This is a genomic window from Pseudomonas sp. Q11 (assembly GCF_024494355.1).
In the GTDB taxonomy this organism is placed as follows: Bacteria; Pseudomonadota; Gammaproteobacteria; order Pseudomonadales; family Pseudomonadaceae; genus Aquipseudomonas; species Aquipseudomonas hefeiensis.
In genome coordinates this window covers 92,242-117,157 of record NZ_JAKNQY010000006.1, presented here as the reverse complement: position 1 = coordinate 117,157, position 24,916 = coordinate 92,242, and the positions used below count along the sequence as shown (strand labels likewise).

The following is a 24,916-nucleotide window of genomic DNA, read 5'->3' as shown; positions in this document are numbered from 1 at the left end:
CGGACCGCGTCAGGGTGCAGGCCTGTTTAAACAAGCACACCTGGAGTCTTCGGCAACTGTACTAACTTGTTAAGGCGTGGCTTGGGACGGACTCCGTTCGAGCGTCACCCTCCGACCTGACTTCAATGTGACTTGATAGTGTTGTTCTTGATGCAGTTGCAAGTGAACCCGGGTGTTCTGCTTGCCAATCAGTGAAAGGCCGTCGGGCTCGGTGAACCAACGGACCGGCTCATCCCCCAGCCACTTGCCCAGGCAATCGGTTTGCCCGCCCAGGGTTTGATCCGCCCGCAGCTCGACAAGACAGATGCTGGACGGTGGGTCCTCGGGCGGCGGGGTTTGCGCAGACGCCTGCGGCCCCGACAGAACAGCCTGCCACTGACCGGCCAACTGTGAGGGTTCTGCTAACAACAGGCTGCGCGCCATGGTGACTTCTCCGGTAAACATCATCAGCGTAGCGAGTAACCAGGCAGTTGCCTGGGCACCACGGGGTTTGGGATTTCTGCACATCTGTTCAATCCTGAGGGATCCCGCAAGAGCGCTGGCCGCTCCCACGGGATAGGGGCATCAGGCCACGATATCCGAGACAGCCGCCTGGCCCACGGTACTGACCAGGAAGTCAGCCACGCCGTGCCCGGAGAAGTCCACCGACAGCAGGCTGTTGCCACCCGATGTCGAGAGCACCGCATCACCCGCTGCACCGGTGAACGCGTTCACGAAGTGCAGGCCTGCGCCCTGGGTGATGCCGGTCAGGTCGATCTTGTCCAGGCCGCTGACGAAATCGAGGATCTGATCGACCGCACCTGGCCGTGAGTCAGAACTGGCGGCGAACACGAAGGTGTCCGAGCCCGAACCGCCCCACAGTTTGTCGGCACCGCCCGCGCCCCAAAGAATGTCATTGCCGGCACCGCCCTTGAGTTCGTTGGCCACGCCGTTGCCGATCAGCAAGTCACCGCCCGAGCCGCCAATGGCATTCTCGATGGTCACCCCCTGAGCGATGGACACGTTACCCACCATGCCGCCAACGTCGGAAAACGAGGCGCCATTGAGGTTGATTTTCTGGTTCTGCGTAAAACCCGAGAAATCCAGGGTGTCGCGGCCACCGGCGTCCCATATCGAGAACACCACTTTGTCCGAAGACGAGGATGCGCTGTAGAAGTCGCGACCGGTGTTGGAGTTGAAGCCGTAGGTTGAGTCGCCGGTCCGGGTGCTGGTGTTGGCACCGTAGAGCTTCTGAATCGCGGCGATGTCATCCATCAGCGGACCCGAGGCATAGGCTTCGACGCCGCCCTTGCTGAAGTCCTGGCTGGTGTTGCTTTCACTCCAGTAACTCATGAGGCTATAGCCACGGGTGTCCTGACCATAGGTGGCGTCATCGTAGGTCGGGCTGCCTTCACCGGCGTTATAGTCGCCAGGGTGCGCCAGACCCAGGCTGTGACCGATTTCGTGGGTCAGGGTCTGGCGGCCATAGTTGTTCAGTTCAGGGTTCTTGTTCTGGGTGTAGCGGCTGTTGATCAGGTACCAGGAGGTCCCGTCATAACCGGCGCCCGTGCCCGGCAGATAGGCAAATGCCGCCGCGCCGTCCTGGCCGCTGCTGTAGTTGCCGAAGGTCATGTGGCCGTCGCCACCGCTGGCTCTCTCGGTGAACGTGACATTGGCCACGTCCGCCCAAGACTGCATGGCCAGGACCGCCTGGCCTTTCTGTTGGGCGCTGAACTGACTGAAACCGCTGATGCCGTGCTTGTTCATGGTGCTTGAGGAGGCGGAGGTCAGGAACGTGTAGGTCAGCTCGATCTTGCCGCTGGCGTCCCGGTCCTGGTAGGCCGCACCGTCGCGCAGCAACTGGGTGGCAGCTTCGTCCACGGAGTACGAGGGTTTGCCATTGACGGTCAGGTTGCCGCCCCGATCGTATTGGTGGCTGAAACTATTGATCTGATTGAATGCATTGCTCGCCGCCGCCAGTGACTGCGGCGCCCAGAGCAGTTGTTCGGTAGAGTCAATAGCGCTGGTTTTGATTTTCGACATAAACACACTTCCTTGTTTGCAATGGAACAGTTTTTGTCAGATAGAACAATCTCTGGCGAGAGCGTCCTATCACTCGCCCAATGAGGACGCAAGAAAACTGACACAATTGGAAATCAAACGTCCAGCGAATTTTTTTGCCCCCTTTTCACACTCATGCCTTCAACAACGGCAAAAGATACACGGCGCCCCGTTAGTACAGGTATTTCGACGGCGACATTAAAGATTGTAGGACAAAACTCTATTTAAATATTAAATGAGGTTAACCACCTATTTGCCAATCACGTCGCACTTCTAGCAACTAAGTGCCAGCGAAACGCTACTAATTAATGGCGGCTAGATATCTACGGTTTTGCCTGAACACACTTCCCGCAGACAACCGCGAAACCAGCGGTGCACAGGATCGGCATCCATTCGGGGGTGCCAAAGCATGGAAATCGTGAATGTCGGCACCGCAAACGGCAGCGCAAAGCTGTGCATGCCGGCACGCAGGCGGGTGGTATAGCGCTCAGGCACGCTGGCGATCAGATCGCTGGACCGGGCGAGGCCCAGCGCGGTGGAGAAACCCGGTACGGTAATCGCGATTTCCCGTATCAGGTTCATAGGCCCCAAGGCCTGTTCGATGGCGCTGTGATCCAGGCCCCGCAAGGAAACACCAATGTGCGCGCCCGCCGCGTAAGCGACAGCACTCACCTCGGCCCGGCTCAGCGGATGTCCAGCGCGCACCACCCCAATCAGGCGATCAGTAAATAACGCCTGGGTTCGCAGCTCAGGGCTGGTGCCCTTGTCCACGACGGCTGTTTCCAGGTCCACCGTGCCCTCTCGCAGCGCCGTACTGTCCTTGTCGGCCTTGTCCAGGAAATGCAGCCGTACACCGGGCGCCTGTTCGTTGATACGGGCAATCAAGTCGATGGCGAAGTTTTCAACGAACCCTTCCCGGGTGCGCAGCGTGAAGGTTCGGCGCAATCGTCCCAGGTCCGGGGCCTGGGACGGCCGTAGCGCCGCCTGGGCGTCCTGTACCAGTTGGCTGACGTGCTCGCGTAATTCCAAGGCGCGGGGTGTGGGAACCAGGCCGCGCCCGGCCCGCACCAGCAACGGATCGCCCGTGGTTTCGCGCAACCGCGCCAGCGCGCGGCTCATGGCCGAAGGGCTGAGTCGCAGGCGCCGAGCGGCTCGGGCCACGCTGCCTTCCGAGAGCAAGACATCAAGGGTAACCAGCAGATTGAGGTCGGGGGTGGACATGGCGAAGTCCTGATTTAAATAGGTGGCGCTGTATGCAGTTATAAAGTGCAATCCGTGCGTCTTCCGCCATGTTATGCCCGGGCGTAACGTTCTGACAGCGCCATTTACGTAGCAGCAGAGCGAGAGGACATGATGAAACCCGTTAATACACAATCTTCACCACGCTGGGCCTTGGCCAGCCTGTCACTTTCAACCTTGCTTGCCTCCCTGGGCGCCAGCGTGGTGACAGTCGGCTTGCCGACGCTGGCCCAGGCGTTCGAGGCCCCCTTTCAGCAGGTTCAATGGGTGGTACTTGCCTATTTACTGGCGATCACCACGTTGATTGTCAGCCTTGGGCGATTGGGGGATTTGGTGGGGCCTGGCAAGCTGCTATTGGGCGGGATCGGGTTGTTCACCCTAGCGTCGGCGCTTTGCGGCTTGGCCCCCTCACTGTGGTTGTTGATTGCAGGCCGGGCGCTGCAAGGCCTGGGCGCGGCCATCATGATGACGCTGACCCTGGCCCTGGTTGGCGAGACGGTCGGAAAGGAAAAGATCGGCAGCGCCATGGGGCTGCTGGCCACTCTATCAGCGGTAGGTACCGCCCTCGGGCCTTCTCTGGGTGGCGCATTGATCAGCGGTTTCGGTTGGCAGGCGTTATTTTTGATTAACGTTCCTCTTGGGCTGCTGACGTGTGTACTGACCTGGCGTTCACTGCCTGCCCGGCAACCGGAGAGATCGGCCGCGGTCCCCCGCTTCGACACCCTAGGTACGCTTCTATTGGCGATAACGCTTGGCGCCTATGCCCTCGCCACGACGTTGGGCCGAGGCAACTTCGACTGGCCGAATATTGCGCTGTCGCTGACGGCGATCCTGGGCGGCAGTCTGTTTGTCCTGGCCCAGCGGCGGGTCGCGTCGCCACTGATTGCCTTGGCGTTGCTTGGGGACCGGCTGCTCATTTCCGGGTTGGTGACCAGTGCCCTGGTCGCAACGGTCATGATGGCGACGCTGCTGGTGGGGCCTTTTTATCTGTCCATCGCCCTTGGGTTGCCCACCGCCCTGGTGGGGCTGGTGTTGGCGGCAGGGCCGTCGGTCGCCGCGCTGGCGGGCGTGCCTGCCGGGCGCCTGGTGGACCGCTTCGGCGTGCGCCCCATGCGGCTCGTCGGGCTGCTGATCATGATACTCGGCTGCCTGATGCTGTCGCTGATGCCACCGACCCTCGGTGTAGGCGGCTATGTCGCTGCTATCGCGGTAACAACCCTTGGCTATGCGCTGTTCCAGACGGCCAACAACACCGCGGTGATGGCGGATGTACCCGCAAGCAACCGCGGCATCATCTCAGGGCTGCTCAATCTGTCGCGCAACCTGGGTTTCTTGACCGGTGCATCGGCGCTCGGCGCGGTGTTTGCGCTCTCTGTACCGACGAATGGTATCGCCCAGGCTACCCCTGAAGCAGTGGCAAATGGCTTGCATCTCACCTTCACCGTTGCCACGTCTTTAATGCTGCTGGCTTGGGTAATTGCCTTGAAATGCCGTGAGCCAGAGCCTCTGGATGAGCGTGATGACATACGTGCCCAGAGAAGGTGACGTCCTGATCAAAACGGCATAAGTCGTGATGCAAATCAAAAAAAGTGAACCAATCGCCAAACGGCCTGAAAAAAGCCACATGACATTCATTTGCAGGTGCTATTTTTAGTTCTCACTGGTAGAGCCATGATGGCTCTTCCTTCCTGATATGAGCAAACGGAAGCGCTTGATGAAGAAGGTGGGCAACAGATGAATAGAGGATCTTTCAGCAAGGTTACGTTTCCCAACGCCTGCCAGCTGATGCGCTGGCATTTTCATCCCATGGGATTCGAGGCCAGCATGGACGCACCGGGCAGCATGGTCGCCCGGCTGTTTGACCGTGCCAGTGGCGAGACTATGATCGCGATTGCAGGCATCCCCTGCGCGACAGTGATGAACGCCCCTGACGTGGAGCGAATAATCGAAGCGGTTGAAGCCGAGCTGGAAGCGTTCGTGCCACCGGTTGGCTTGCGACGATTTGCCTCCTGAAAAAAGAAGCCCACATCAGTGGGCTTCTTTTTGGCTGACGGTTTTGTTCGTGCCCCGATGTTCTCAACCGCGGGCGCGGCGATGATCGGCAAAGAACGGCTTGCCGGTCCCTATCCGATCCGACGCCTTGGGCGCCTTGTTGACCGGTGTGTCCTGCCCGTCGACATACCAATAGCAATGCTGCACCGCCCGGGTAATACCGACATAGGCCAGACGTAGAATCTCGTCTTTCTGTGCCGTGTCGTACGGCTCGGCATCGCCGTCCTGACCCAGCCCGGCCATTCGGTAGACCTGATTCTTGTAGGGGGAACTGGTCGAGTGCTGGCAGTCACCGAGCAAAAACACCGCGTCGGCCTGAAGCCCCTTGGCGCTATGGTAGGTCATCTGCCTGAGGCGCCTCGCCGGGTACGGCAAACTAGAATCCACATTAACTATTGGTTGAATATGCCTTTCAATCAATAGCTTATCGCTTGTTTTTCGATACAGCATCAAGATTGAATCGCCCTTGCGGTAGTGCTCATCCAGCCGCTTCGCCAGGCCTTCGTCGTCTCTGTCCAGCACATTGACCGGGCTCAAGGTCCGAGGCGTGCCGCTGGCCTTGGCCTTTTTTCCGGGAATAGCCGAAGCCGCACGCACGACGTGTTCGGCGGCGTCAATGATGTGCTGATGGCTGCGGTAGTTATCGGTGAGCATAACCCGGGTGTTTGCCGGCGAAGGAAACTGTTTGTTGAACGCCATGAAATAACTGGGCGAGCTGCCGCGCCAGCCGTAGATCGACTGCCAGTCATCGCCCACGCACAGCAAAGACGAACGTTGGGCGCCTCGGCCCACATGCATGGCGGGACCACGGCTGCGCACTTCCCGCAGGCTTGCGCGAAGCCAGGAAACAATCTGCGGCGAGACATCCTGAAACTCGTCGATCATCAAGTGCGACAGAGGACGCAGTATCGCATCGCTCAGCAGCTTGAAGTTCTCGGGGGAATGCTCACTGAACAGCGCGAACATCCGGTTATACGTCATGACAGGAGGCGACTGATCCAGCAAGTGGTCTTCAAACGCCCGCCAGTAGCGACTCAGGGCCTCAAAGAAATAACGATCCGGGTCATCCTGGGCAAAACACATCCGGCCCACTGCGTCCGGAACGTCCAGGCCCAGGTTCTCGATAAAACCGGCTGCCGCGACAAAGCAATCCAGCAGCGGTGCCGAACCCAATTCGCCTTTCACCTTGTAGTCGAACCCGGGACCCGCACTGGCATCCCCGGCCAACACGCTCAGCACGCGCCTTGACGCTTCATAACTATCCAGCCATATCAGTGGCTTAGAGCAGAAAGCTTGAAACAGGGTACGCTTGACCGCCCACTCCGCACGAATACTCAGCTTGGCGCCGGGGCGGCTGAGCCGGGCGTCTTCCCGCGGGTCGAAACCCAGCATCACCCAGGCATCCAGGGAGGGAACGTAGCCGTGGCAATGAAACGTCGCACCATTGATCTGGAATGCCTGACGCTTTGGCTCGATGCCCTTGATCGGCCAGGCACCGGCGCGGAACCACAGGTCTTCGATCGCATCGCCCAGCTCTTCATCGCGCTGGGCGGCCAGTTCGGTTACCGCCACCCGTTTCTGCACATCGGGATGGTCGCGTTCCAGCTCCCTGAGCTGCAAGGCGTGCCGGGACATCGGCTTGATCAGCTCGCGAAAACGCTCGTCGCGTTGATAAAGACCGTGATAGCAGGCATTGAGTTGTTGGCGCTGAGCATCGTTGATGCGCAATTCAAAGGGGTTACCCAGGGCGTCATCATCAGTCGATTCGGCGCGATGGCTCAGGGTTTCAAACGCCTGGAGCCGTTCGAACCCGGGCAGGCTGCGCACCATGGGCAAGATGCGTGAATGGAAGGTCCGCACCAGATCGCGAGCTTCCTTGAGGCTGATTGTTCGCCCCCACAGGGCAAAAACCTCAATGAGTTTGTGAATGAAGTCCTTGCGCGATTCCCGCGTGAAGGTCACCACGGTCATCGAGTCCAACTCAAAACCCAGGTAATGGGACAGCAGCACAAGGCGTAGCACCAGGGTCGTGGACTTCCCGGCGCCTGCGCCCGCGATGACCGAGGTAGATGGCGTATCGCTCAGGATCATCTTCCACTGCGCGGCGCTCGGCTGGGCGTGAGCGGGAAGCAATCGGGCAACATCGGCCTTGATGCGTTTCTTGAGTTCGGCGGTTAACGGCAGGCGCCAGTCATCGAACAGCAGCTCATCGACTTTCGGTGCCGGGTGCTCGGTGCTTCGGGAATCTCGGATCAACAGGACCTGCCGGCCCTCTTCCAGCCCTTCGGCCTTGCCCTCCTGATAGCCGTAGTCAAAACCGGCGCTATGACCGCTGCGAAAGCCATCGGCTTGGCCGTGTAACCAGGAAGCCCGATGCTGGGCTCGCAGTTGCGTCAGACCATGACCCAAAAAACGCGCGGCCAGGCGCTTGAGCAACGGCATCTGGGCCAGGGACAGAAGTTCGGGGGGAAGATCGGGAGTGTGTTGCGACACGCTTGGGGACTCCGGTGTTCAGAACCATGGCGGCTATGGTGTCTGTATTTGCTGGCGGATTCCACCAAAAAGCTTGTAGGTCATGGATTTAGGCGATGAAGTGAAAGTGGTGTCGCACATTGCCATCAACGTAACCCGACCCACCGTTATCGCGAGCAGGCTCGCTCCCACAGAGGCCGACCTGCACCGCAGAGCCAATGTGGGAGCGAGCCTGCTCGCGATGGATTTTGAATCACTGGCCGGAGATGGCTCCGTCGACCAATGCCTGCGCCTCGACCACCAATTGCTTGAGGTGCTCGTCACTGACGAAGCTTTCGGCGTAGATCTTGTAGATGTCCTCGGTGCCGGATGGACGCGCGGCGAACCAGCCGTTTTCGGTCATGACCTTCAGCCCGCCGATGGCCTGGTCGTTGCCCGGGGCATGGCTGAGGATGCTCTGGATGGTCTCCCCGGCCAATTCAGTGGATGCGACCTGGTCCGGCGACAGCTTGCTCAGCAGCGCCTTCTGTTGCGGGCTGGCCTTGGCATCGACGCGCACGGAGAACGGCTCACCCAGTTCATCCGTCAGGGCACGGTAAGCCTGGCTTGGGTCGCGACCGGTGCGCGCGGTCATTTCGGCCGCCAGCAATGCTGGGATCAGGCCGTCCTTGTCGGTACTCCACACACCACCGTCCTTGCGCAGGAACGAAGCACCGGCGCTTTCTTCGCCACCAAAGCCCAGGGAACCGTCGAACAGGCCGTCAGCAAACCACTTGAAGCCTACCGGCACCTCATACAGACGCCGCCCCAGGCGCTTGGCCACGCGATCGATCAGACCGCTGCTGACCACCGTCTTGCCCACGGCGGCATCGGCACGCCACTGCGGGCGGTTCTGGAACAGGTAGTCGATGGACACCGCCAGATAGTTGTTCGGCGCCAGCAAACCGCCGGAGGGTGTCACGATGCCGTGGCGATCATGGTCCGGGTCACAGGCGAAGGCCACATCGAAACGCTCTTTGAGGCCAATCAGCCCTTGCATGGCATGGCTGGAGGACGGGTCCATGCGGATCTGCCCGTCCCAATCGACAGTCATGAAGCGGAAGGTGGAATCCACCTGGGTGTTGACCACTTCCAAGTCCAGGCGGTAATGCTCGGCAATGGCGGGCCAGTAGCGCACGCCCGCGCCACCCAGCGGGTCGACGCCCAGGCGCAGGCCGGCAGCGCGGATGGCATCGAAGTCGATGACATTGACCAGATCCGCCACGTAGGTATTGAGGTAGTCGTGACGGTGAGTGGTGTCAGCCTTCAGGGCCTGCTCATAGCTGATGCGCTTGACGCCCGCCAACTGGCTGGTGAGCAGCTCGTTGGCCTTGGCTTCGATCCATTTGGTGATGTGGGTATCGGCCGGGCCGCCGTTGGTGGGATTGTACTTGTAGCCACCACTCTGCGGCGGATTGTGAGACGGCGTGATGACGATGCCGTCCGCCAGACCGGTGGTGCGGCCCCGGTTGTAGCAAAGAATGGCATGGGAAATCGCCGGCGTGGGTGTGTATTCATCGGCCTCGGCGATCATCACGGTGACCCCATTGGCAGCGAATACCTCCAGCGCGCTGGCCCCTGCCGGGGTAGACAGCGCATGGGTATCGATCCCCAGGAACAAGGGGCCGCTGATGCCCTGGGCTTCACGGTACAGGCAAATCGCTTGGCTGATGGCCAGCACATGCCATTCGTTAAACCCCAGGTCGAAGGAACTGCCACGGTGGCCGGAGGTGCCGAAAGCCACGCGCTGGGTCGAAACCGAGGCGTCGGGCCGGCCGGTGTAGTAGGCCGTCACCAGTCGCGGGATATCGATCAACAACGCTGCCGGTGCCGGCTTGCCCGCAAAAGGACTGACTGTCATGCAAAACCTCTGGATGGAGTGGCTCGATTGATCGGATGCAGTTTACTGACAGTTCGACCGTGGCGCGATGGGTTCGATCCATCGCTCCGCATTACGATTGCTCAAGTCTCAAGTCTCAAGGCATCGGCCAGCGCGCAGAGTGCTGTATCCAGATCGTGCGAACCGCCTAAGGCATGGGTCAGGCGCATATGCTGTGCATACAGCCCTTGCAGACTGAACAGTTCACCCGGCGCTATGACGATTCGCTGTGCAAGCAGCCGCTGGAAGACCCGCCGTAAATCGACGTGCCGCGAAGATCGCGTCCAGATCGTCGCGCCCCCCTGAGGTTCCAGCCATTGCAGGCTGTCCCCCAGCCGCTCGCGCAGCAATTGCGTCGTCGAGGCAGCCCCTTCACGCAGCAAACGCCGCAAGACCAGCAAGTGCTGATCGATCCGGCCGTTACTGTACAGACGGGCAATGGCTTTCTGGCGAATCGGCGACAGGCTAAACGCGCGCAGCAGGAAATGGCGCTGCAACTCCAACGTCAACTGACGCGACAGCACATAACCATAGGGTGCCTCGGGGCCGATGGTTTTTTCGAAAGTGGAATAGACGATCAGTCGATCCGGGTCGAGCAAGTCTCGAAAAGGCGTAACCCCGGCTTCGAACGCCAGGTCTGTATAACTGTCGTTTTCCAGCACCCATGTGCCGTGCAGATCCAGCAAGCGTGCTACGGCGCGGCGGTTGTTTTCAGGAACGAGCGTGCCCCTGGGCATGTTCAGGACCGAGGACAGGATGACCAGGCGTACCGTTTCCCCCGTCAGTAATTGCTCCAACTGCTCGACATTGATGTCCCCATCCGCCAGCAGTGGCAGCTCAATCACGTCAATATCCGCCGCCTGCAGCAAGCGCAGGACGGTCCAGTCGCAGGGCGATTCGATCAGCACCGTAGCGCCCTTGAGCGCCAGCACTGCGATCAGAATCTCCAGCACGCCGCGCAGATCGGCACCGATATAGACGTCGTCGGCGTTCCAGCACCGGGCCGGCGAAGAAGTGTAGCGAGCCGCCAGCGCGGTACGCAGCTCCAGTTCGCCCCAGGGTTGCGAAGGCATCTGTGAGGAGCGCGGATACTGGCGCAGCAGCTCACGCTCAAGCAACAACAGTGGGCTGTCCAGCGGTTGCACCAACGCAGGCTCGTCAGCACTGAGCACCAGCATTCCCGGTCGCCGCGCATTGACGTACAGGGTCTCGAGCAAATCATCTCCACCGCCCAGAGTCGCAACGCAGGGCACTGGCAACGCGTAATAACCGGACTTGGCGACCGAGTAGACCCGCCCTTCCTTTTCCAGTAGCGAATAGGCGTACTGGATGGTGGAGATCGACACGTTCAGGCGCTCGGCCAGTTGCCGTAATGACGGCAAGCGCACTCGGGCATCGGCCCCCAATTCATTGATCAGGGTCGTCAGATAACGATAAACCGCCTGATAAGCGAAGTCTGGTTCCCGGCAACCTTTCATGGGGTTTGGCCAACAGTAAGGACCGTGACCGGCTCCGCCGGATGGCCGGGAACAACGGCCGGATACGTGGCGAATGAATCCGTCAAACCTCGGCCCTCAATGCCGTGCCGAACGTTCGCGCAAGGCATCGGCGCCCTGCCCGGCTTCTTCAGCGTCGACGTCATCAATGGCGTTGTGCGAATCAATCCCCGACGCCACTTCCTGCTCTTGCGGCGTAATGCTGGCCCGGTACAGCTTGCCGAGCATGTCGAGGGGCAGGCCGCTGACATCGACCATCCATTGGGCCACCTGATCAGCGATGCTCGCGCCCTGCATGGCCTTGTGCAGGTCCGGCATCGCCACCAGCATGCCTGGATGACAGCAACGCAGAAAGTGCTCCAGGCCTGCGCCTTGCTCAACGAATGGAGCGAACAACATGCACACCAGTTGCGTTTCGTTGAGTCCTAGTGTCTTGTGCGCTTCGCTGGCGGCCTGGGCACGGCGCTCGGGGATGGCCGAAGGTGGGCCAAACAACATCCTGGCCTGTTCGCAGACATGCTCGGGCAATTGCTTGCGGTGCATGATCATGATGGCTCGTTGTACGTAGTCCCCGTAACCCGCTTCGTAGCTGCGTCCCTGCAGATAGCAGGCCTGAAGGCCATGCAAATGAGCCGACAGCAGCGGGCTGAGGTACCCGTTTTCCGGCGCCGATGCGACGAGTTCCTCGGTCCGTACCCGCAGAAACTCACTGAACAGTGGCCAGTTGGTTTCTTCCGAGCTGTCGACGATCAGATCGTCGATACCGATGTGGCTCACGCGCCGACAAGCCTCGAAATGCCCCTCAGGTCTCCACGCGCCCAGGTGGTCCTGGCCATAAAAACCCTGGTAGGGATTCGCGCCCAGGGTATCGAGTTGCGCGAAGAGACTGTCGAAGCCGCTGGACGAGTCAGTGGCCAGGCCTACCTTGCGGGCAGCACGCCGGAGGCCCGACATGAACTGTTTTTGCTCGCGAGGCGTATCACTGCTGACTAACGAGTCGACCCCGCTCTCCCAACGAGCCATGTGCCGATAGAACTCTGCCATCGCCAGGTAGCCGTGATCACCTACCTCCAAGGGGCTGTCGACCGAGCGAAGGTGGCCCAGAACGAGCGCGTCCATGCGATTGGCCTCATGCCCGGCCACCGACAAAGGCTGCTTGTGATTGAATGGCACCACTTCGCGGTTATCCGCCATCAACAGCTCAACCCGGGGATCGTCGTAGACGAACAGCGCGCTATAGCAGCGGTGGATGTTTTCCAGGGTCGCCTGGGTGGTCTCGCTCAAACGTGGGGTGGCGACGCGCAGGTCGAAGGTCGCCGGATGCCTGCCCGCGATGCTCAATTGCGCGGCACGCAACGCCGCCAGGACATAAAAGCTGTCCCGGCTCCCGTTCTGGACCGTCAATACGCGAAAGTCGCCAATCCGGTCGATGCCTCCGGCCGCGACAATTAAACGCTGGATCAAAAGCTGCAACGCAGTACGTTCCGCGCGGGAATAAAAACCTGACAATCGCTGCAGTATCTGCTGATACACGTGAGTCATTGCCTGCTCATGAATTGCACTCATAGCCATTTACCTGGAAATTCAACTATCGGCGTCGCACCCGCACAACGTGACCGAGCGACGGGTTGGTCTGGATGGATTGTTCTAGTACTGCAAAGAGTATTGATAATACGCTCAAGGTTTGCTTGTCGTAATTATTCGATACACAGGTTGGGGAGTTCGCCTCCTTTGTTTTGGCACTTGCCTGCAAGCCGCTAAATCAAAGGGTTCTGCCGTTTTTTTAGCGCGTCCTAGGAGAATTCCGACAACGTCCTTCAGACAACGAGTACGAAAAACAAAGAATATGCCTAACTTGAATTGCCCCCCTACCCCCGCCTGCCTTCCCCCAGGCCGACTGATAGCGTTAAACCAAGTAACGCCTGAAACGCCTTGAATCGACCATGAAGGATGACGATCTTCTAAAAACTTGTATTGCGCCACGACTTCTTCCTTGAGATGGAAATCAGCGTTCAATTATCAGGACTTAAATAACGATTAGAAGATACAGATTGAGGGCAAAAACCAGTTCAGTTCCATGGCGGTTAAACAGTTTTCTGGTTTTTAGCGAACAGCACCGCCCGATCGGGGGCGATTGCCGGGCGCGAGGGCATCACCGCCAGACTTCAGGAGTCGGGGCATGAGAACGGAGGGACGAGACAGGCGAAGGCAGCGCAAGAGTCTGAACGATGACTCTTGCGCAGGAGGAGAATCAGGTAGGGTCGACTACCTGCAGGGCAACGCGTTCGCGGCAGGGGCATTCGCCCATGTAGCGGTGGGCTTCGACAAACTCGGAGAACGCAAAGACCCGGGTCTTGAGTGGCAACAGCACGCGATCGGCGGTCAGTTGATTGATATCACGCAGTGCCCGCTGCAAAGCCACCTGGTCCTGAATGATGCCCAGTTCCGGCTTACCGGTGAAATTGCCGATGCAGTGTACGAAGAACTGAATGTTCTTCTGGAACGCCGCGCAGGCCGGAAACGGTGTCTGGTTACCGCCCTGCAAGCCATACAGCACCAGGCTGCCCCGCGGCGCGAGCACGTCGCCGAGCAGCGACATTTGCGGCCCACCGAGGCCATCGAACACCACATCGACGCCACGATTATCAGTGAGCTTGTTGATTTGCATCAGCAAGTCCTGCTCTTCGGTGACGATGACTTTCTCAGCACCGAGCGACAGCAGGTACTCACGTTCATCGGCGGTCTTGGTGGCCGCGATCACCCGCACACCCAAGGCCTTGCCCAGTTGCACGAAGGATGGGCCGGCGCAATGACTGGCATCGGTGACCAAGGCAAACTGCCCCGGCTTGACCCGTGCCAGGTCCACGTAGGCGAAATAGGCGATCAACAGGGGCGTGTAGTGCACGGCGGCTTCGATCGGGGTAAGCACCTCGGGATAACGGGTCAACGCGGTACGCGGCAGCACGATGATCTCACCGTACACCGGGTAATCGTTCGGGCTCTCGGCAGGGAAACTGGCAACTTTGTCGCCTACAGCCAGGTCGTCGACACCGTCTCCGACAGCCGTCACCACCCCGGCCATTTCATGACCAAGGCCCGAAGGCAGGTGTGCCTGGGACGACGCCAGGTTCTGGCGCCACAGGATGTCATACCAGCTGATGCCGATCGCTTCGACACGGACCTGCACTTCTCCTGGCGCAGGAAGAGCCGCCGCATGCTCTTCGCATTTGAGCACCTCGGCACCACCAAACTTGTGAAAACGGATCGTGCGGGACATCGCAAACCTCGTCAAAGTAACCTCTAATGCCATGAACTCTATCCGGGCTTTGTACCCAAGACCATCAGTGGCTATTAATAGTCGACATGCCTGTCATTGATTCCGCAGCAAAAAATTGAGCCAGTCCTGTAGGGTCTACCCTAAGAAAAATCAATTAGCCGGTGCAGAGTACCAGTCTTTCCCCGTAAGATTCATGCCGGTCATTGTTCTCATATGGCCGCTCACGTCAAGCTTGCTGAATCTGCCAGGACCCCAGATGAATCGTAATGACCTGCGTCGTGTCGACCTGAACCTGTTGATCGTGTTTGAAACATTGATGCATGAACGCAGTGTGACCCGAGCCGCCGAGAAGCTTTTCCTCGGCCAGCCGGCCATCAGCGCCGCACTGTCGCGCCTGCGCAACCTGTTTGATGACCCGCTGTTCGTTCGCACCGGTCGCAGCATGGAGCCGTCGGCCCGGGCGGTCGAGATCTTTGCCCTGCTCTCCCCGGCCCTGGATTCGATCTCCACGGCGGTCAGCCGCGCGGCGGAGTTCGACCCCGCCACCAGCACCTCGGTGTTTCGTATCGGCCTGTCGGACGATGCCGAGTTCGCCCTGCTGCCGATGCTGCTCAAACGCCTGCGGGCCGAGGCACCCGGCATTGTGCTGGTGGTGCGGCGAGTCAACTACATCCTGATACCGGGTCTGCTGGCGTCCGGCGAAATCTCCATCGGCGTCAGCTACACCGAGGATCTGCCGGCCAACGCCAAGCGTAAAGTCTTGCGGCGCAGCATGCCCAAAGTACTGCGGGCCGACACGGCCCCAGGACGGCTGGCCCTGGATGAATTCTGCGCCCGGCCCCATGCCCTGGTGTCCTTCGCCGGCGATCTGAGCGGTTTCATCGATGAAGAGCTGGAGAAGCTGGACCGCAAGCGTCACGTGGTACTGGCCGTGCCGCAGTTCAATGGCCTGAGCACGCTGCTGGCGGGCACTGACATCATCGCCATCGTGCCCGACTACACCGCCGACGCTCTGACCGCCGCTGGCGGCGTTCGCGCCGAGGACCCACCGATTCCGGTGCGCAGCTTCGAACTGCACATGGCCTGGCGCGGCTCCCAGGACAACGACCCGGGTGAGCGCTGGTTGCGTTCGCGGATTCAGATGTTCTTTGGCGATCCGGATAGCCTGTAGGCGTCGTACCTCTGAGCGCATGCTTTGGAGGGTTTGAAAAGGATGCCCCTAAGCTCAGGTCAAATAGCGTCTTTATCTCGAAAAATCATACGCTGCTGCTTCCGTGCCGCCGTCGCCCGCGAACAGCGTGGCAATCGCGCGGCCGCTTGCGCGTCAGCGCCTCGGCGACCCTGGCTTCGGAGCGCCTGCCCCCGTCGCTCGCCGCCTACCTTAAGGTCTAACCGAAAGTGGAGATCGAATTGCAGTTCAACGACTGGGTGGTGGATCTGGTAGAAAGTCATTTCTACGTGGGATGTGTTTGTGCAGAAAAGACCATCCGTTGACTGCGTGTACGGTCTTTACTGCCAATGCGAACACAACTTGACCAACTCATCGACCACATAGCGGACCTTGGGACGCAGGTGCGACACCTTCGGCCAGACCGCATGCACATCAACCGCCTCGGGCTCATAGGCTTGCAGCACCTCGACCAGCCTGCCGGCCTCGATGTCATTCTGGAACAGGCTGCGTGGCATCTGGCACAGGCCGGCGCCAGCCACGGCGGCAAGAATCATGACTTCGCCATCGCCGATCTGATGCGTTGAAGGAGGGGCGTAACGGACGGTCTGACCCGCCTGCATCACTCGCCATGCCAGCGGCTGGCCGCGCCGATGGCCGACGATGCAACGATGCTGGGTCAGCTCTTCCAGGGTTTGCGGGGTGCCGAAGCGCGCAAGGTAGTCAGGGGAAGCGCAGACGGCCCAGCGTTGGCGGGTCAATCGTCGCGCTACCAGGCCGCTGGTGTCCTGCAGTTCGCCGAACCGTACCAACAAATCGATACCCTCTTCGAACGGGTCCACCAGATGATCGGAAAACGTCAGGCTCAATTGCAGCGCCGGGTATTTATTGGCGATCTCAAACAACAGTGGGGCGACGACCCGCCGTCCGAAGGCCACCGGGATATCAACCCGCAAACGGCCAGAAGGTTCACCACCACCTGGCCCCAGCCCGCTTTCAGCGGTGCCGATTTCCTCCAAGGCCGTGGAGCACGCGACGAAGTAGGCCTCACCATCGGCGGTGAGAGATATCCGTCGCGTCGTGCGATGAAACAACTGCGTGCCCAAACGCTCTTCCAAGCGCGCAATGGCCTTGCCTACGGCAGATTTTGACAGTCCCAAGCGATCTGCTGCCTGGGTAAAGCTGGACGAGCGCGCGGCCACGACGAAGGTGATGACGCCCTGAAAGGAGTCGATAGGTACCATGCTGCGCCCGCCATTGTAGAATTTAAGTCTATCCAGATTATAGCTGCAGGCCGTTTATCGCCACCGCACTCAACAGTACGATGGATTCCAGCAAGGCAACCGGTGCACTTCGCGCACCTCCCCATATCAATGTCCTAGAAGGAATACATCATGCCCGTCGTACGTGTGAGCTGGTTCGAAGGTAAGGAACATGCGCAGAAATCCGCTGTTGCAGCCGACATCACCGAAAGCATCGTTAAACACACCGGTACCGATGCCAATTACATCTACGTGATTTTCGAAGACGTAGCCGCATCGGATTGGGCCGGCGCCGGCAAGCTATTCGCCCAAGCCCCCGAAAAGCCCTGACGCCCCCAGACCTGCATCACATGCACCGGCTAATCCAGAGCTGCGGCCGTGCAGGTATTTGTCGTACATCTGCCGGAGACAACCACCATGCTTCCCCCTATTTCCTGCCTATTCTCCCTTAAGGTGAAACCCGCAGAGTTCGCTGAATTCAAGGCACTGATCGCCACCATCGTTGCCGCCACCCGCGCCGAGCCCGGTACACTGGTTTACGAATACAGCGTTAATGAAGACAACAGCGCCGTGCACATTTTGGAGCGTTATAACGTCGATGCAGTGGTCAGTCACGTCGACACCACGTTCGCCCCTTTCGGCCAGCGCTTTCTGGAACTGTGCACCATTTCCAGCCTGGTGGTATATGGCACCCCCGACGCTGAAATCCGCAAGCGCCTGGACCCGTTCGGCGCCGTTTACATGACCCCATTCGACGGTTTCAGCCGCTGAGTCGAAACAAGGCGCAGGGTCAACAGTGACTACCGTGCCTGCATCCTTATCGCGCGCAGTGGTCAAGGAGTTTGGCCTGTCGGATGAAGAAGTGCCGGTGATGTTGATCACGGTTGGCTACCCGGGTGTTGCCAACTGCGCCCCCAGAAACCGCGTAAAGAAGTAAGCAACGTATTGTATCTGGGATGGACCTGATATGAGCTCGATCAAGAGGCCACTTGGCAAACGGCTTCCAAATTCACGCCATCAGGTGTCAGCACATAAGCGGCATAGTAATCGGCGTGGTAGTGCGGCCTGATGCCAGGCGGCCCATTGTCCCGTCCGCCGGCAGCAATGCCGGCCGCGTGAAAAGCATCAACCGACTCACGACTTGGGGCGATCATTGCTATATGCACCCCGTGACTGGCGACGGACGCGTCATGCAACCAAAAAAAGGGCTTTCCTCCAGAACCAAACCCCAGTCGTCGAAGCTTCAGCCCTGGCGGATCCGCCTCGATACTCATCACCAGGGTGATCCCTAACGGCCTGAGCACAGTTTCGTAGAAGGCTTGAGAATACGAAGTGTCCGAAACAGCGATGCCCATATGATCTACTGCCGAACCAGCAAAGTCGCTCATCAGGTAACTCCTTGATTGCCGATTCGTCGGCAGCGAATACAGCTTTTTAACGACAGGGGGAGGTCTGCTCCGTAGCCGCCTAGACTTGAGATGCACCACCATCGGCGAACAGTTCGGCGCCATTGACGTAGCTCGACGCATCACTTGCGAGGAACAGCGCGGCCTGGCCGATCTCGTGGGCCTGACCGATCCGACCAAGTGTGCTCTTCTCGCTGAGAACATCGATGATCTGCTGTGCGTTCTCGCCCAGTACATCGCGCAGAGACTGGGTGTTCACCGGGCCGGGGCTGAGCAGGTTGATGCGAACGCCAGAGCCCTTGATATCCAGGATCCAGCTGCGCACCAGCGCCCGTAGCGCTGCCTTGGTAGCCCCATAGACACCGAGGCCGGGGCCAGGATTGATCGATGCGGTCGAGCCAATGATGACGATACTGCTCCCCTTGCCCATTAAAGGTAGCGCACCCTGCACCGTGAACGTCGTGCCTTTGACGTTGGTGGTAAACAGCTTATCGAAGCCTGCGACGGTGATTGCTCCCAAGGGCTCGATTGCACCTGTCCCAGCGTTGGCAATCAGCACATCAATACGGCCATGGACTGCCTGTACGTGACCGAATAACGCCTCAAGGTCGGCGGGGTCCGAAATGTCTGTGCATACGCTAGACGCGTGCGCACCGAGGCGGCTCACGGCATCGTCGAGCTGGGCCTGGCGACGCCCGGTGATGATCAAAGTGGCACCCTGGCTTGCGAACGCTTCTGCAATCGCGAAGCCGAGGCCCGAAGACCCGCCCGTTACAAGGACGACTTTATTGTTGAATTGCATTGGGAAATACCTCCAGGAATTTATGTAGCGAACACTATATAGATTTGCACCCACCCACAATCTTTTTTAGCGACCACTACATAAAAAGACCTGCACGAGGCGATTGATATACGTTGTAGCGGTCGCTACAGTCGCCGTATCGACTCAGCGAGATGACCATGAACGAAAACAACCGACAGCGCCGTCCCGCCTTCGACCGCGAGCAAGGGATAGCCATCGCTCAGGCGCTGTTTCATCAACACGGTTTTGACGCCGTGAGCCTGTCCGACCTGACCAATGCCATGAACATCAAACCCCCGAGTTTCTATGCCGCCTACGGCAGCAAGGCGGAGCTCTTCGAGCGGGCGATGCGTCGTTACGCCGGTGAAAGCGCGCTACCTTTAGACAGACTTCTGGCGCCGGATCGACCTCCTGCTCAAGCGCTGACTGCACTATTGATTAGCGCTGCGACGCAATACGGACGAGATAAAACCTTGCGGGGATGTTTGATCACCGAGGGCATGCGGGCGGACGACCCGATTGCCCGAAACATGGCAGAGAAATTGGGTGATGCCGCGATTCAGACGATCCGGGGTTATCTTGACCAGGTTTGCCCGCAAGGCGCGCAAACACTGGCCGACTACGTGCTGATTACCCTGCGAGGCCTATCCGCCGCCGCATGCAGTGGCCTGTCTCGAAAACGCTTGATGGAAGTAGCCCAAGTTGCCGGCAAAGCAATTACACTGGAACTGGCAGAACACGCGCCACCGCAGACTGATGAGCCACTCAGTACTGCGCATCTTCCAAAAAGCTTCGACTCAGGGCGTTCGTCGGCTTGAAATCTTGAACAGCCACCACCCACCTCAGAAGTCGGTGATCACCGTGCCGGCAATATCTCGGCAAATCCACCACCAAGCACGTTGGCCGGTGTTGCAAAACCCAGCTGCCGTTCACCGTTCAGTACCCGCCGCGCAGCTTCTACCGCCGCCAGCGGCGTATAGGAATAGCCGTTCACAGTTTCAATCACCGAGCGCGCGATTGCGCCATCAGTCCCGGTGACCTCAACCACTGCCCGCGCGCGATGAGCAGCCCTTTGCTCGGGTGCGGGACCATCAGGCAACTGCGACAGATCACCCTCTGGAAACGCGTCACCCGTGATATGCACGAACATCGCAATGTTGCGGATGCCGGTCGAATGCCAGCCCGTCACCAGGTCGCCGAATGACAATGGTGCACAGAGGACCGGTCCATGGCCAAAATCAAAGAGCCGCGGCGCTGCATCCGGTGTCGCAACCAATTCGCCATCAACCCTGGCGAGCACGCCTGCGCCGATGATTTCGCTGACGCTCATCGCAGACCCGCGAGACATCGAACCGGGGACCTGAAGCGCAATACTTAGCGCAACCGGTTTTACTGCACGCTTGGCAACATGCACCGCCAGCGAATCGGTAGGAACGACATCCCAGCAGACACCCGGCAACAGCATGACGTGGTTAGCGGCCGCTTCAGCACCCAGCCCCTCGGCCATGCGGTAAATATTGATCTCGGCAGTGATGTCCAGATAGTGCACGCCGGTCTTGATACAGGCGTGCATCAACGGCTCGGCCGTTTGCGCGAACGGCCCGGCGAAGTTCAGCAATACTGAGATGCCAGATAAAGAGCCTTCGGCATCATGGGTATCAAACACCCGATAAGGCACGTCCAATTGCGCTGCGAGCGACTCGAGACGCTTGGCATTACGCCCGGCGATTTCGAAATCCAGACCGAGCGTTTTTGCTCGATCAGCAGCCATATGACCGGTATAGCCTGTAGCTCCGTAGATCAGTAGTGTCGTCATTGGACGTGCTGCCATTTTTTGTAGACGAATTCGAGACTGTACCCATCCGGGTCCAGCACATTGGCGGCGTAGTATTCGGGGTCGTAATGCAAGCGCGCTCCAGGCCGGCCGTTGTCGACCGCACCCTGATGCAGGGCCGCGGTATAAGCGGCATCAACCTCAGCCTGGCTGCTTGCGACAAAACCAACATGTACCGCGCGCTCTTCCACAACGCCCTCACGCAACCAGAAAAACATCCGGCCATTGGCACCGAAGCCTTTCAGGTCAGGATGGCCCGGTGGGCCATCCTTGCCGTCGTAGTCCAGGCGCGCGGTGATACCCAACGGGGTCAGAGCAGCTTCGTAGAAACGGATAGACCGTGCGATATCGCTCACGGACAAAAAGATATGATCCAGCATTGCGAAACTCTCATGTATTCAGATGTTGTAGCCGCCGGCCACTTCGAGCGTCTGGGCATTGATCCAGGCGCCCTCTTCTGAGAGCAACATGGCAATGACGCGCGCGACGTCTTCCGGCTCGCCGACCCGGCCGAGCGCTGTTTGCGCCGCCAGCTTCGCCTCGAACTCAGCGTTTAGCCCCCCGCCCAAGTCGGTGCGGATGGCGCCGGGTGATACCGCGTTGGCCCGTATGCGCCGATCGCCGAATTCTTTGGCCATGTAACGGGTGAGCACCTCGAGCCCGCCCTTGAAGGCGGCGTAGGGCGCCACGCCAGCGGTGGCGACGCGGGTAGTGGCACTGGTCAGGTTGACGATACTGGCATTTTCCGCGAACAGCGGCAGTAGCGTTTGAGTGAGAAAAAACGGCCCCTTGAGGTGCACGTTGAACAGTCCGTCGAACTGCGCCTCGGTGACAGTTGCCAAGGGATTGAACAGGCCGTACCCGGCATTGTTGACCAGGCCACTGAGCATGGTGGCGTTCCAGGTGTCCCATAAGGTCAGCACCACTGACTCGCGAAACGCTTCGAAGCTGCCCACATCAGACACGTCGAGCTTGAGGGCGACAGCCTTGCCACCGACGCGCTCGATGCGTTCCACGACTGAGGCAGCGGCCTGGGAATCAGCGTTGTAGGTCAGGATGACACCCCTACCGCGCCGAGCAATGTGCTCGGCGGCACTGGCACCGATTCCACGGCTACCGCCGGTAATGACGATGACGCTCATTTGATGTTCCTCTGTGGCTTATAGGTGGCCCCACAGTAATCATCATGATTGCCAGGGGCGTACCCATTTCTACTTGAAACCTGCCTGTTTCTGCTTTTCGCTTGCATGGCGCAGCGTTCTGCCGTCAGCATGCCCAGCATGGACAATCAACTGAATGAACTCAGGTCGCTCGCGGCCAAGGCTGAAAATCGCCGTACCGAAACAGGCATCCCCCGCGTGGCCATGGTCAAGGGCAAGATCCCCGAACACATGCTGGCGGCGGTCTATGACCCGATGATCAATCTGATCCTGCAAGGCAGTAAAAGCATGAGCGTGGGGGATCGGACGCTTCGGTATGACCCTGCGACCTATTTCGTCATGTCCATTGATTTGCCAGCAGTGGGGTCTGTTCATCCAAGCGTATCGGGAGAACCTTACTTGGCAGTGAGTCTGACGCTGGACCCGGCAGTGCTGACAACCCTGTTTGCAGACCTGCCCAAACCTCCCAGCAGCGTTGAAAACACTCTCGGATTCTCCGTTGCTCCAGTCACGACCGATATGATGGATGCTTGGGTGCGAATGTTGCGATTGATGGGCGATCCGGACGCCATCGCAGCCCTGGCCCCGGTTTATGAACGGGAAATCATCTTCCGTGTGCTCCAGGGTCCCCATGGCTGGATGTTGCGAGAGATCGCAGCGCCCGATACGGCGATGGCCCGAGTCAACATGGCGATCCAGTGGATCCGCCGTGACTTCGCGGAGCCAATTGGGGTGGAGCGCTTGGCGCAACGAGCATCAATGAGCGTCTCGGCGTTTCATCGCCACTTCAAGGCAGTCACCAGCCTGAGTCCTTTGCAGTATCAAAAACGGGTTCGCCTGCTCCAGGCAAGAACACTGATGGTGGCCCACGCCAAGAGCGTCATGGCGGCTGCCTTCGAGGTCGGCTATGAAAGTGCGACACAATTCAGCAGGGACTATTTACGGGTGTTTGGACTTCCTCCTGCACAAGATGCCGGGAGGATCCTCGGAGAAACGAGCGCCATCGGACGCTAATCAGTTTGAGGATCGGATAACCGGCTATAAAAGTTCCATGACCGTCAGCCAATTGGGATTTACCGGTTAGCCTCGCTGATAGCCGGTCTCTAGACGATTGAGTTCTGGACCCTCCGTCCGGATCAAATGTGAAATCACACTGAAAGCCAGCCAAAGCCACGCTGGTGTTTATCAGGAATCGCCATTCGCGATCGCTCACCCATCCGGTGCAAATGGGGGTAAACCTGGGGGCATAATTCGATTTTTTCAGGCTGTAACTATCGTACTAGAGCCCAGTCAAAATGTTCTTTGGCGATCCGGATAGCCTCTGAAACGCTGCCCGATGACCGGCCTGCTGAGCAAGGGCATGGCGTTCTCCAACTGTCGAACGACGGAGTCAAGACATCGGCATCCAGCCCTGACAAATCAATTTTGTCGCTCTGAAGGTTGCTGAAGTCGAAGATGCGCGCGTGTGTGCGGTTCTTAAGAGGGCAATCACAGCATCGCCTGGCACCTTTTCTTACACCTTTTGTCGCCCCACGCCGCTCTGTCCGGTGATCGCAAACCGGCGCAGCAGCGCACTTTGGTATCATGCGCCGCTTTTATGGCTAACCCGCCCGCCAGTCCTGCCGACTGACGGGCATGCAAAAGGCGGTAATAAATGACGGCTTTGTTGACTCGCCGCAAGGTGATTGCAGGCATGGGTGTGCTCGGACTGGGCCTGGTTGCCGGCTGCGACACGCGTGGCGAACTGTCGTACAAGTACGGCAAGGATCTGAGCGACAAGATTCTGGGACGCACCTTCAAGCTCAAGGACACCGAAGGCAACACCCAGTCGCTGTCGAGTTTTCGCGGCATGATGCCGATGATTTTCTTTGGCTTTACCCAGTGCCCGGCGATCTGCCCAACCACCCTGGCCCGGGCTGCGACTATCAAGAAATTGATGGGACGCGACGGCGAACGGCTTCAGGTGATCTTCATCACCCTGGATCCTGAGCGCGATACTCCGCAAATCCTCGACGCCTACGTCAAGACGTTCGACCCTTCCTTCGTCGCTCTGTACGGCACACTCGAAGAAACCGCGGCCACGGCCAAAGAGTTCGATGTGTTCTACGAAAAAGTGCCGGCAGGCTCTACCTACACCCTGTCGCACACCGCCACCAGTTTTGTCTACGACTCCCGGGGCACGCTGCGCCTGGGGCTGTCCCAATCCCTTTCGGCACAAGAGTGTACCGAAGACTTGCTGACTGTCATGGAGGTCTGCTGATGCGCCCTGTTTTGAACAGAACCCTCACAAACGCTGTATTCGGTCTGGCACTGCTGGGGTTCGCGTTCCAGGTTTCGGCGCAAACCAAAGTCGATGACGTTTGGGTACGCGCCACCGTTGCAAACCAGTCGGCAACGGGCGCGTTCATGACCGTCACCGCCGACAGCGACAGCAAACTGCTCAGCGTGACCTCCCCCGTGGCCAGGGACGTGCAGATACACGAAATGACCATGAGCAACGACGTGATGAGAATGGGGCCGGTGGCATCCGTCAATCTGCCAGCGGGCAAGGCCGTCAGCTTTGATCCGAACGGCTATCACGTGATGCTGATGGGCCTGACCGGCCAAATGAAAGAAGGCGATAGCGTTGCGCTGACCCTGACGGTTGAAAATGCCAGGGGCGAGCAAGAAACGGTTGATGTGCAAGCACCGGTTCGGGCGCTGAACAATATGGACGGTCGCGATCACAGCAAGATGCATTGAGCGCTTTGTGAGCAGGCGCAGCCCTGCGCCTGTCCACCTTTGTTTGTA

At 59.2% G+C, this 24,916-nt stretch carries 23 protein-coding genes and 1 pseudogene; 10 read left to right on the top strand and 14 right to left on the bottom strand.

Annotated features, from left to right (window positions below):
- Positions 1 to 69: 69 nt before the first annotated feature.
- From MA884_RS08980 to MA884_RS08970, 3 genes are all read right to left on the bottom strand, one after another.
- Positions 70 to 507 (bottom strand): AprI/Inh family metalloprotease inhibitor, encoded by a 438-nt coding sequence (locus MA884_RS08980; RefSeq protein WP_256230123.1) that lies wholly within the window; start codon positions 505 to 507, stop codon positions 70 to 72.
- A gap of 57 nt (positions 508 to 564) precedes the next feature.
- Positions 565 to 2,022, bottom strand: a complete 1,458-nt coding sequence (locus MA884_RS08975) for a serralysin family metalloprotease (protein WP_256230122.1) — start codon at positions 2,020 to 2,022, stop codon at positions 565 to 567.
- A 333-nt stretch (positions 2,023 to 2,355) separates the two neighbouring features.
- Entirely contained in the window at positions 2,356 to 3,261 is a 906-nt protein-coding gene (locus MA884_RS08970; protein ID WP_256230121.1) for a LysR family transcriptional regulator, read from the bottom strand.
- Between the two features lie 132 nt (positions 3,262 to 3,393).
- On the opposite strand from MA884_RS08970, the gene MA884_RS08965 reads away from it, so the two are divergent.
- Together MA884_RS08965 and MA884_RS08960 are read left to right on the top strand one after the other, a co-directional pair.
- Positions 3,394 to 4,824, top strand: coding sequence for an MFS transporter (locus MA884_RS08965; RefSeq protein ID WP_256230274.1), 1,431 nt, complete (start codon positions 3,394 to 3,396; stop codon positions 4,822 to 4,824).
- Positions 4,825 to 5,013: 189 nt separating this feature from the next.
- On the top strand, positions 5,014 to 5,292 hold the full coding sequence (locus tag MA884_RS08960; RefSeq protein WP_047226440.1) for a DUF1652 domain-containing protein: 279 nt from the start codon (positions 5,014 to 5,016) through the stop codon (positions 5,290 to 5,292).
- A 63-nt stretch (positions 5,293 to 5,355) separates the two neighbouring features.
- On the opposite strand, the gene MA884_RS08955 is transcribed toward MA884_RS08960, so the two are convergent.
- The 5 genes from MA884_RS08955 to MA884_RS08935 form a co-directional block, all read right to left on the bottom strand.
- A complete protein-coding gene (locus MA884_RS08955; protein WP_256230119.1) occupies positions 5,356 to 7,824 on the bottom strand; it encodes a UvrD-helicase domain-containing protein in 2,469 nt (822 codons plus the stop codon).
- Positions 7,825 to 8,056: 232 nt separating this feature from the next.
- A complete protein-coding gene (gene pgm, locus MA884_RS08950; protein WP_256230118.1) occupies positions 8,057 to 9,703 on the bottom strand; it encodes a phosphoglucomutase (alpha-D-glucose-1,6-bisphosphate-dependent) in 1,647 nt (548 codons plus the stop codon).
- Positions 9,704 to 9,804: 101 nt separating this feature from the next.
- Entirely contained in the window at positions 9,805 to 11,199 is a 1,395-nt protein-coding gene (locus tag MA884_RS08945) for a PLP-dependent aminotransferase family protein (RefSeq protein WP_256230117.1), read from the bottom strand.
- Between the two features lie 96 nt (positions 11,200 to 11,295).
- The gene (locus tag MA884_RS08940; RefSeq protein WP_256230116.1) at positions 11,296 to 12,783 is read right to left on the bottom strand and encodes a hypothetical protein; all 1,488 of its coding nucleotides are present in this window, start codon (positions 12,781 to 12,783) and stop codon (positions 11,296 to 11,298) included.
- A 685-nt stretch (positions 12,784 to 13,468) separates the two neighbouring features.
- Positions 13,469 to 14,494, bottom strand: a complete 1,026-nt coding sequence (locus tag MA884_RS08935; RefSeq protein WP_256230115.1) for a zinc-dependent alcohol dehydrogenase family protein — start codon at positions 14,492 to 14,494, stop codon at positions 13,469 to 13,471.
- Positions 14,495 to 14,750: 256 nt separating this feature from the next.
- Here MA884_RS08935 and MA884_RS08930 point away from each other — a divergent pair, with 256 nt between their 5' ends.
- Positions 14,751 to 15,665, top strand: a complete 915-nt coding sequence (locus tag MA884_RS08930; RefSeq protein ID WP_256230114.1) for a LysR family transcriptional regulator — start codon at positions 14,751 to 14,753, stop codon at positions 15,663 to 15,665.
- Positions 15,666 to 16,003: 338 nt separating this feature from the next.
- On the opposite strand, the gene MA884_RS08925 is transcribed toward MA884_RS08930, so the two are convergent.
- Complete coding sequence (locus MA884_RS08925; RefSeq protein WP_084376615.1) at positions 16,004 to 16,906, bottom strand: LysR family transcriptional regulator; 903 nt, start codon at positions 16,904 to 16,906, stop codon at positions 16,004 to 16,006.
- Between the two features lie 150 nt (positions 16,907 to 17,056).
- Here MA884_RS08925 and MA884_RS08920 point away from each other — a divergent pair, with 150 nt between their 5' ends.
- From MA884_RS08920 to MA884_RS08910, 3 genes are all read left to right on the top strand, one after another.
- The gene (locus tag MA884_RS08920) at positions 17,057 to 17,254 is read left to right on the top strand and encodes a 4-oxalocrotonate tautomerase family protein (protein ID WP_256230113.1); all 198 of its coding nucleotides are present in this window, start codon (positions 17,057 to 17,059) and stop codon (positions 17,252 to 17,254) included.
- Between the two features lie 87 nt (positions 17,255 to 17,341).
- Positions 17,342 to 17,695: a putative quinol monooxygenase gene (locus MA884_RS08915; protein WP_256230112.1), complete on the top strand. Its 354-nt coding sequence runs from the start codon at positions 17,342 to 17,344 to the stop codon at positions 17,693 to 17,695.
- A 34-nt stretch (positions 17,696 to 17,729) separates the two neighbouring features.
- Positions 17,730 to 17,861, top strand: coding sequence for a hypothetical protein (locus MA884_RS08910; RefSeq protein WP_371134752.1), 132 nt, complete (start codon positions 17,730 to 17,732; stop codon positions 17,859 to 17,861).
- Positions 17,862 to 17,901: 40 nt separating this feature from the next.
- Here MA884_RS08910 and MA884_RS08905 read toward each other — a convergent pair whose 3' ends face one another.
- On the bottom strand, positions 17,902 to 18,312 hold the full coding sequence (locus MA884_RS08905; protein WP_256230111.1) for a VOC family protein: 411 nt from the start codon (positions 18,310 to 18,312) through the stop codon (positions 17,902 to 17,904).
- Between the two features lie 79 nt (positions 18,313 to 18,391).
- Positions 18,392 to 19,132 carry an SDR family NAD(P)-dependent oxidoreductase gene (locus tag MA884_RS08900; RefSeq protein ID WP_256230110.1) on the bottom strand — a complete coding sequence of 247 codons (741 nt, stop codon included), beginning with the start codon at positions 19,130 to 19,132 and terminating at the stop codon, positions 18,392 to 18,394.
- Between the two features lie 158 nt (positions 19,133 to 19,290).
- Between MA884_RS08900 and MA884_RS08895 the strand changes: the two genes are divergently transcribed.
- Positions 19,291 to 19,950, top strand: a complete 660-nt coding sequence (locus MA884_RS08895) for a TetR/AcrR family transcriptional regulator (protein WP_256230109.1) — start codon at positions 19,291 to 19,293, stop codon at positions 19,948 to 19,950.
- A 24-nt stretch (positions 19,951 to 19,974) separates the two neighbouring features.
- On the opposite strand, the pseudogene MA884_RS08890 reads toward MA884_RS08895, so the two are convergent.
- The 3 genes and pseudogenes from MA884_RS08890 to MA884_RS08880 form a co-directional block, all read right to left on the bottom strand.
- Positions 19,975 to 20,948: pseudogene (locus tag MA884_RS08890) on the bottom strand (trans-acting enoyl reductase family protein).
- Positions 20,945 to 21,346, bottom strand: a complete 402-nt coding sequence (locus MA884_RS08885) for a VOC family protein (RefSeq protein WP_256230108.1) — start codon at positions 21,344 to 21,346, stop codon at positions 20,945 to 20,947. The pseudogene MA884_RS08890 and the gene MA884_RS08885 overlap by 4 nt, the downstream one beginning before the upstream one ends.
- 18 nt (positions 21,347 to 21,364) lie before the next feature.
- Complete coding sequence (locus MA884_RS08880) at positions 21,365 to 22,108, bottom strand: SDR family NAD(P)-dependent oxidoreductase (RefSeq protein WP_256230107.1); 744 nt, start codon at positions 22,106 to 22,108, stop codon at positions 21,365 to 21,367.
- Positions 22,109 to 22,246: 138 nt separating this feature from the next.
- Between MA884_RS08880 and MA884_RS08875 the strand changes: the two genes are divergently transcribed.
- From MA884_RS08875 to MA884_RS08865, 3 genes are all read left to right on the top strand, one after another.
- Positions 22,247 to 23,140 (top strand): AraC family transcriptional regulator, encoded by an 894-nt coding sequence (locus MA884_RS08875; RefSeq protein WP_256230106.1) that lies wholly within the window; start codon positions 22,247 to 22,249, stop codon positions 23,138 to 23,140.
- Between the two features lie 640 nt (positions 23,141 to 23,780).
- The gene (locus tag MA884_RS08870) at positions 23,781 to 24,386 is read left to right on the top strand and encodes an SCO family protein (protein WP_256230105.1); all 606 of its coding nucleotides are present in this window, start codon (positions 23,781 to 23,783) and stop codon (positions 24,384 to 24,386) included.
- Positions 24,386 to 24,868 (top strand): copper chaperone PCu(A)C, encoded by a 483-nt coding sequence (locus MA884_RS08865; protein ID WP_256230104.1) that lies wholly within the window; start codon positions 24,386 to 24,388, stop codon positions 24,866 to 24,868. Before MA884_RS08870 ends, MA884_RS08865 begins: the two co-directional genes overlap by 1 nt.
- Positions 24,869 to 24,916 lie beyond the last annotated feature (48 nt).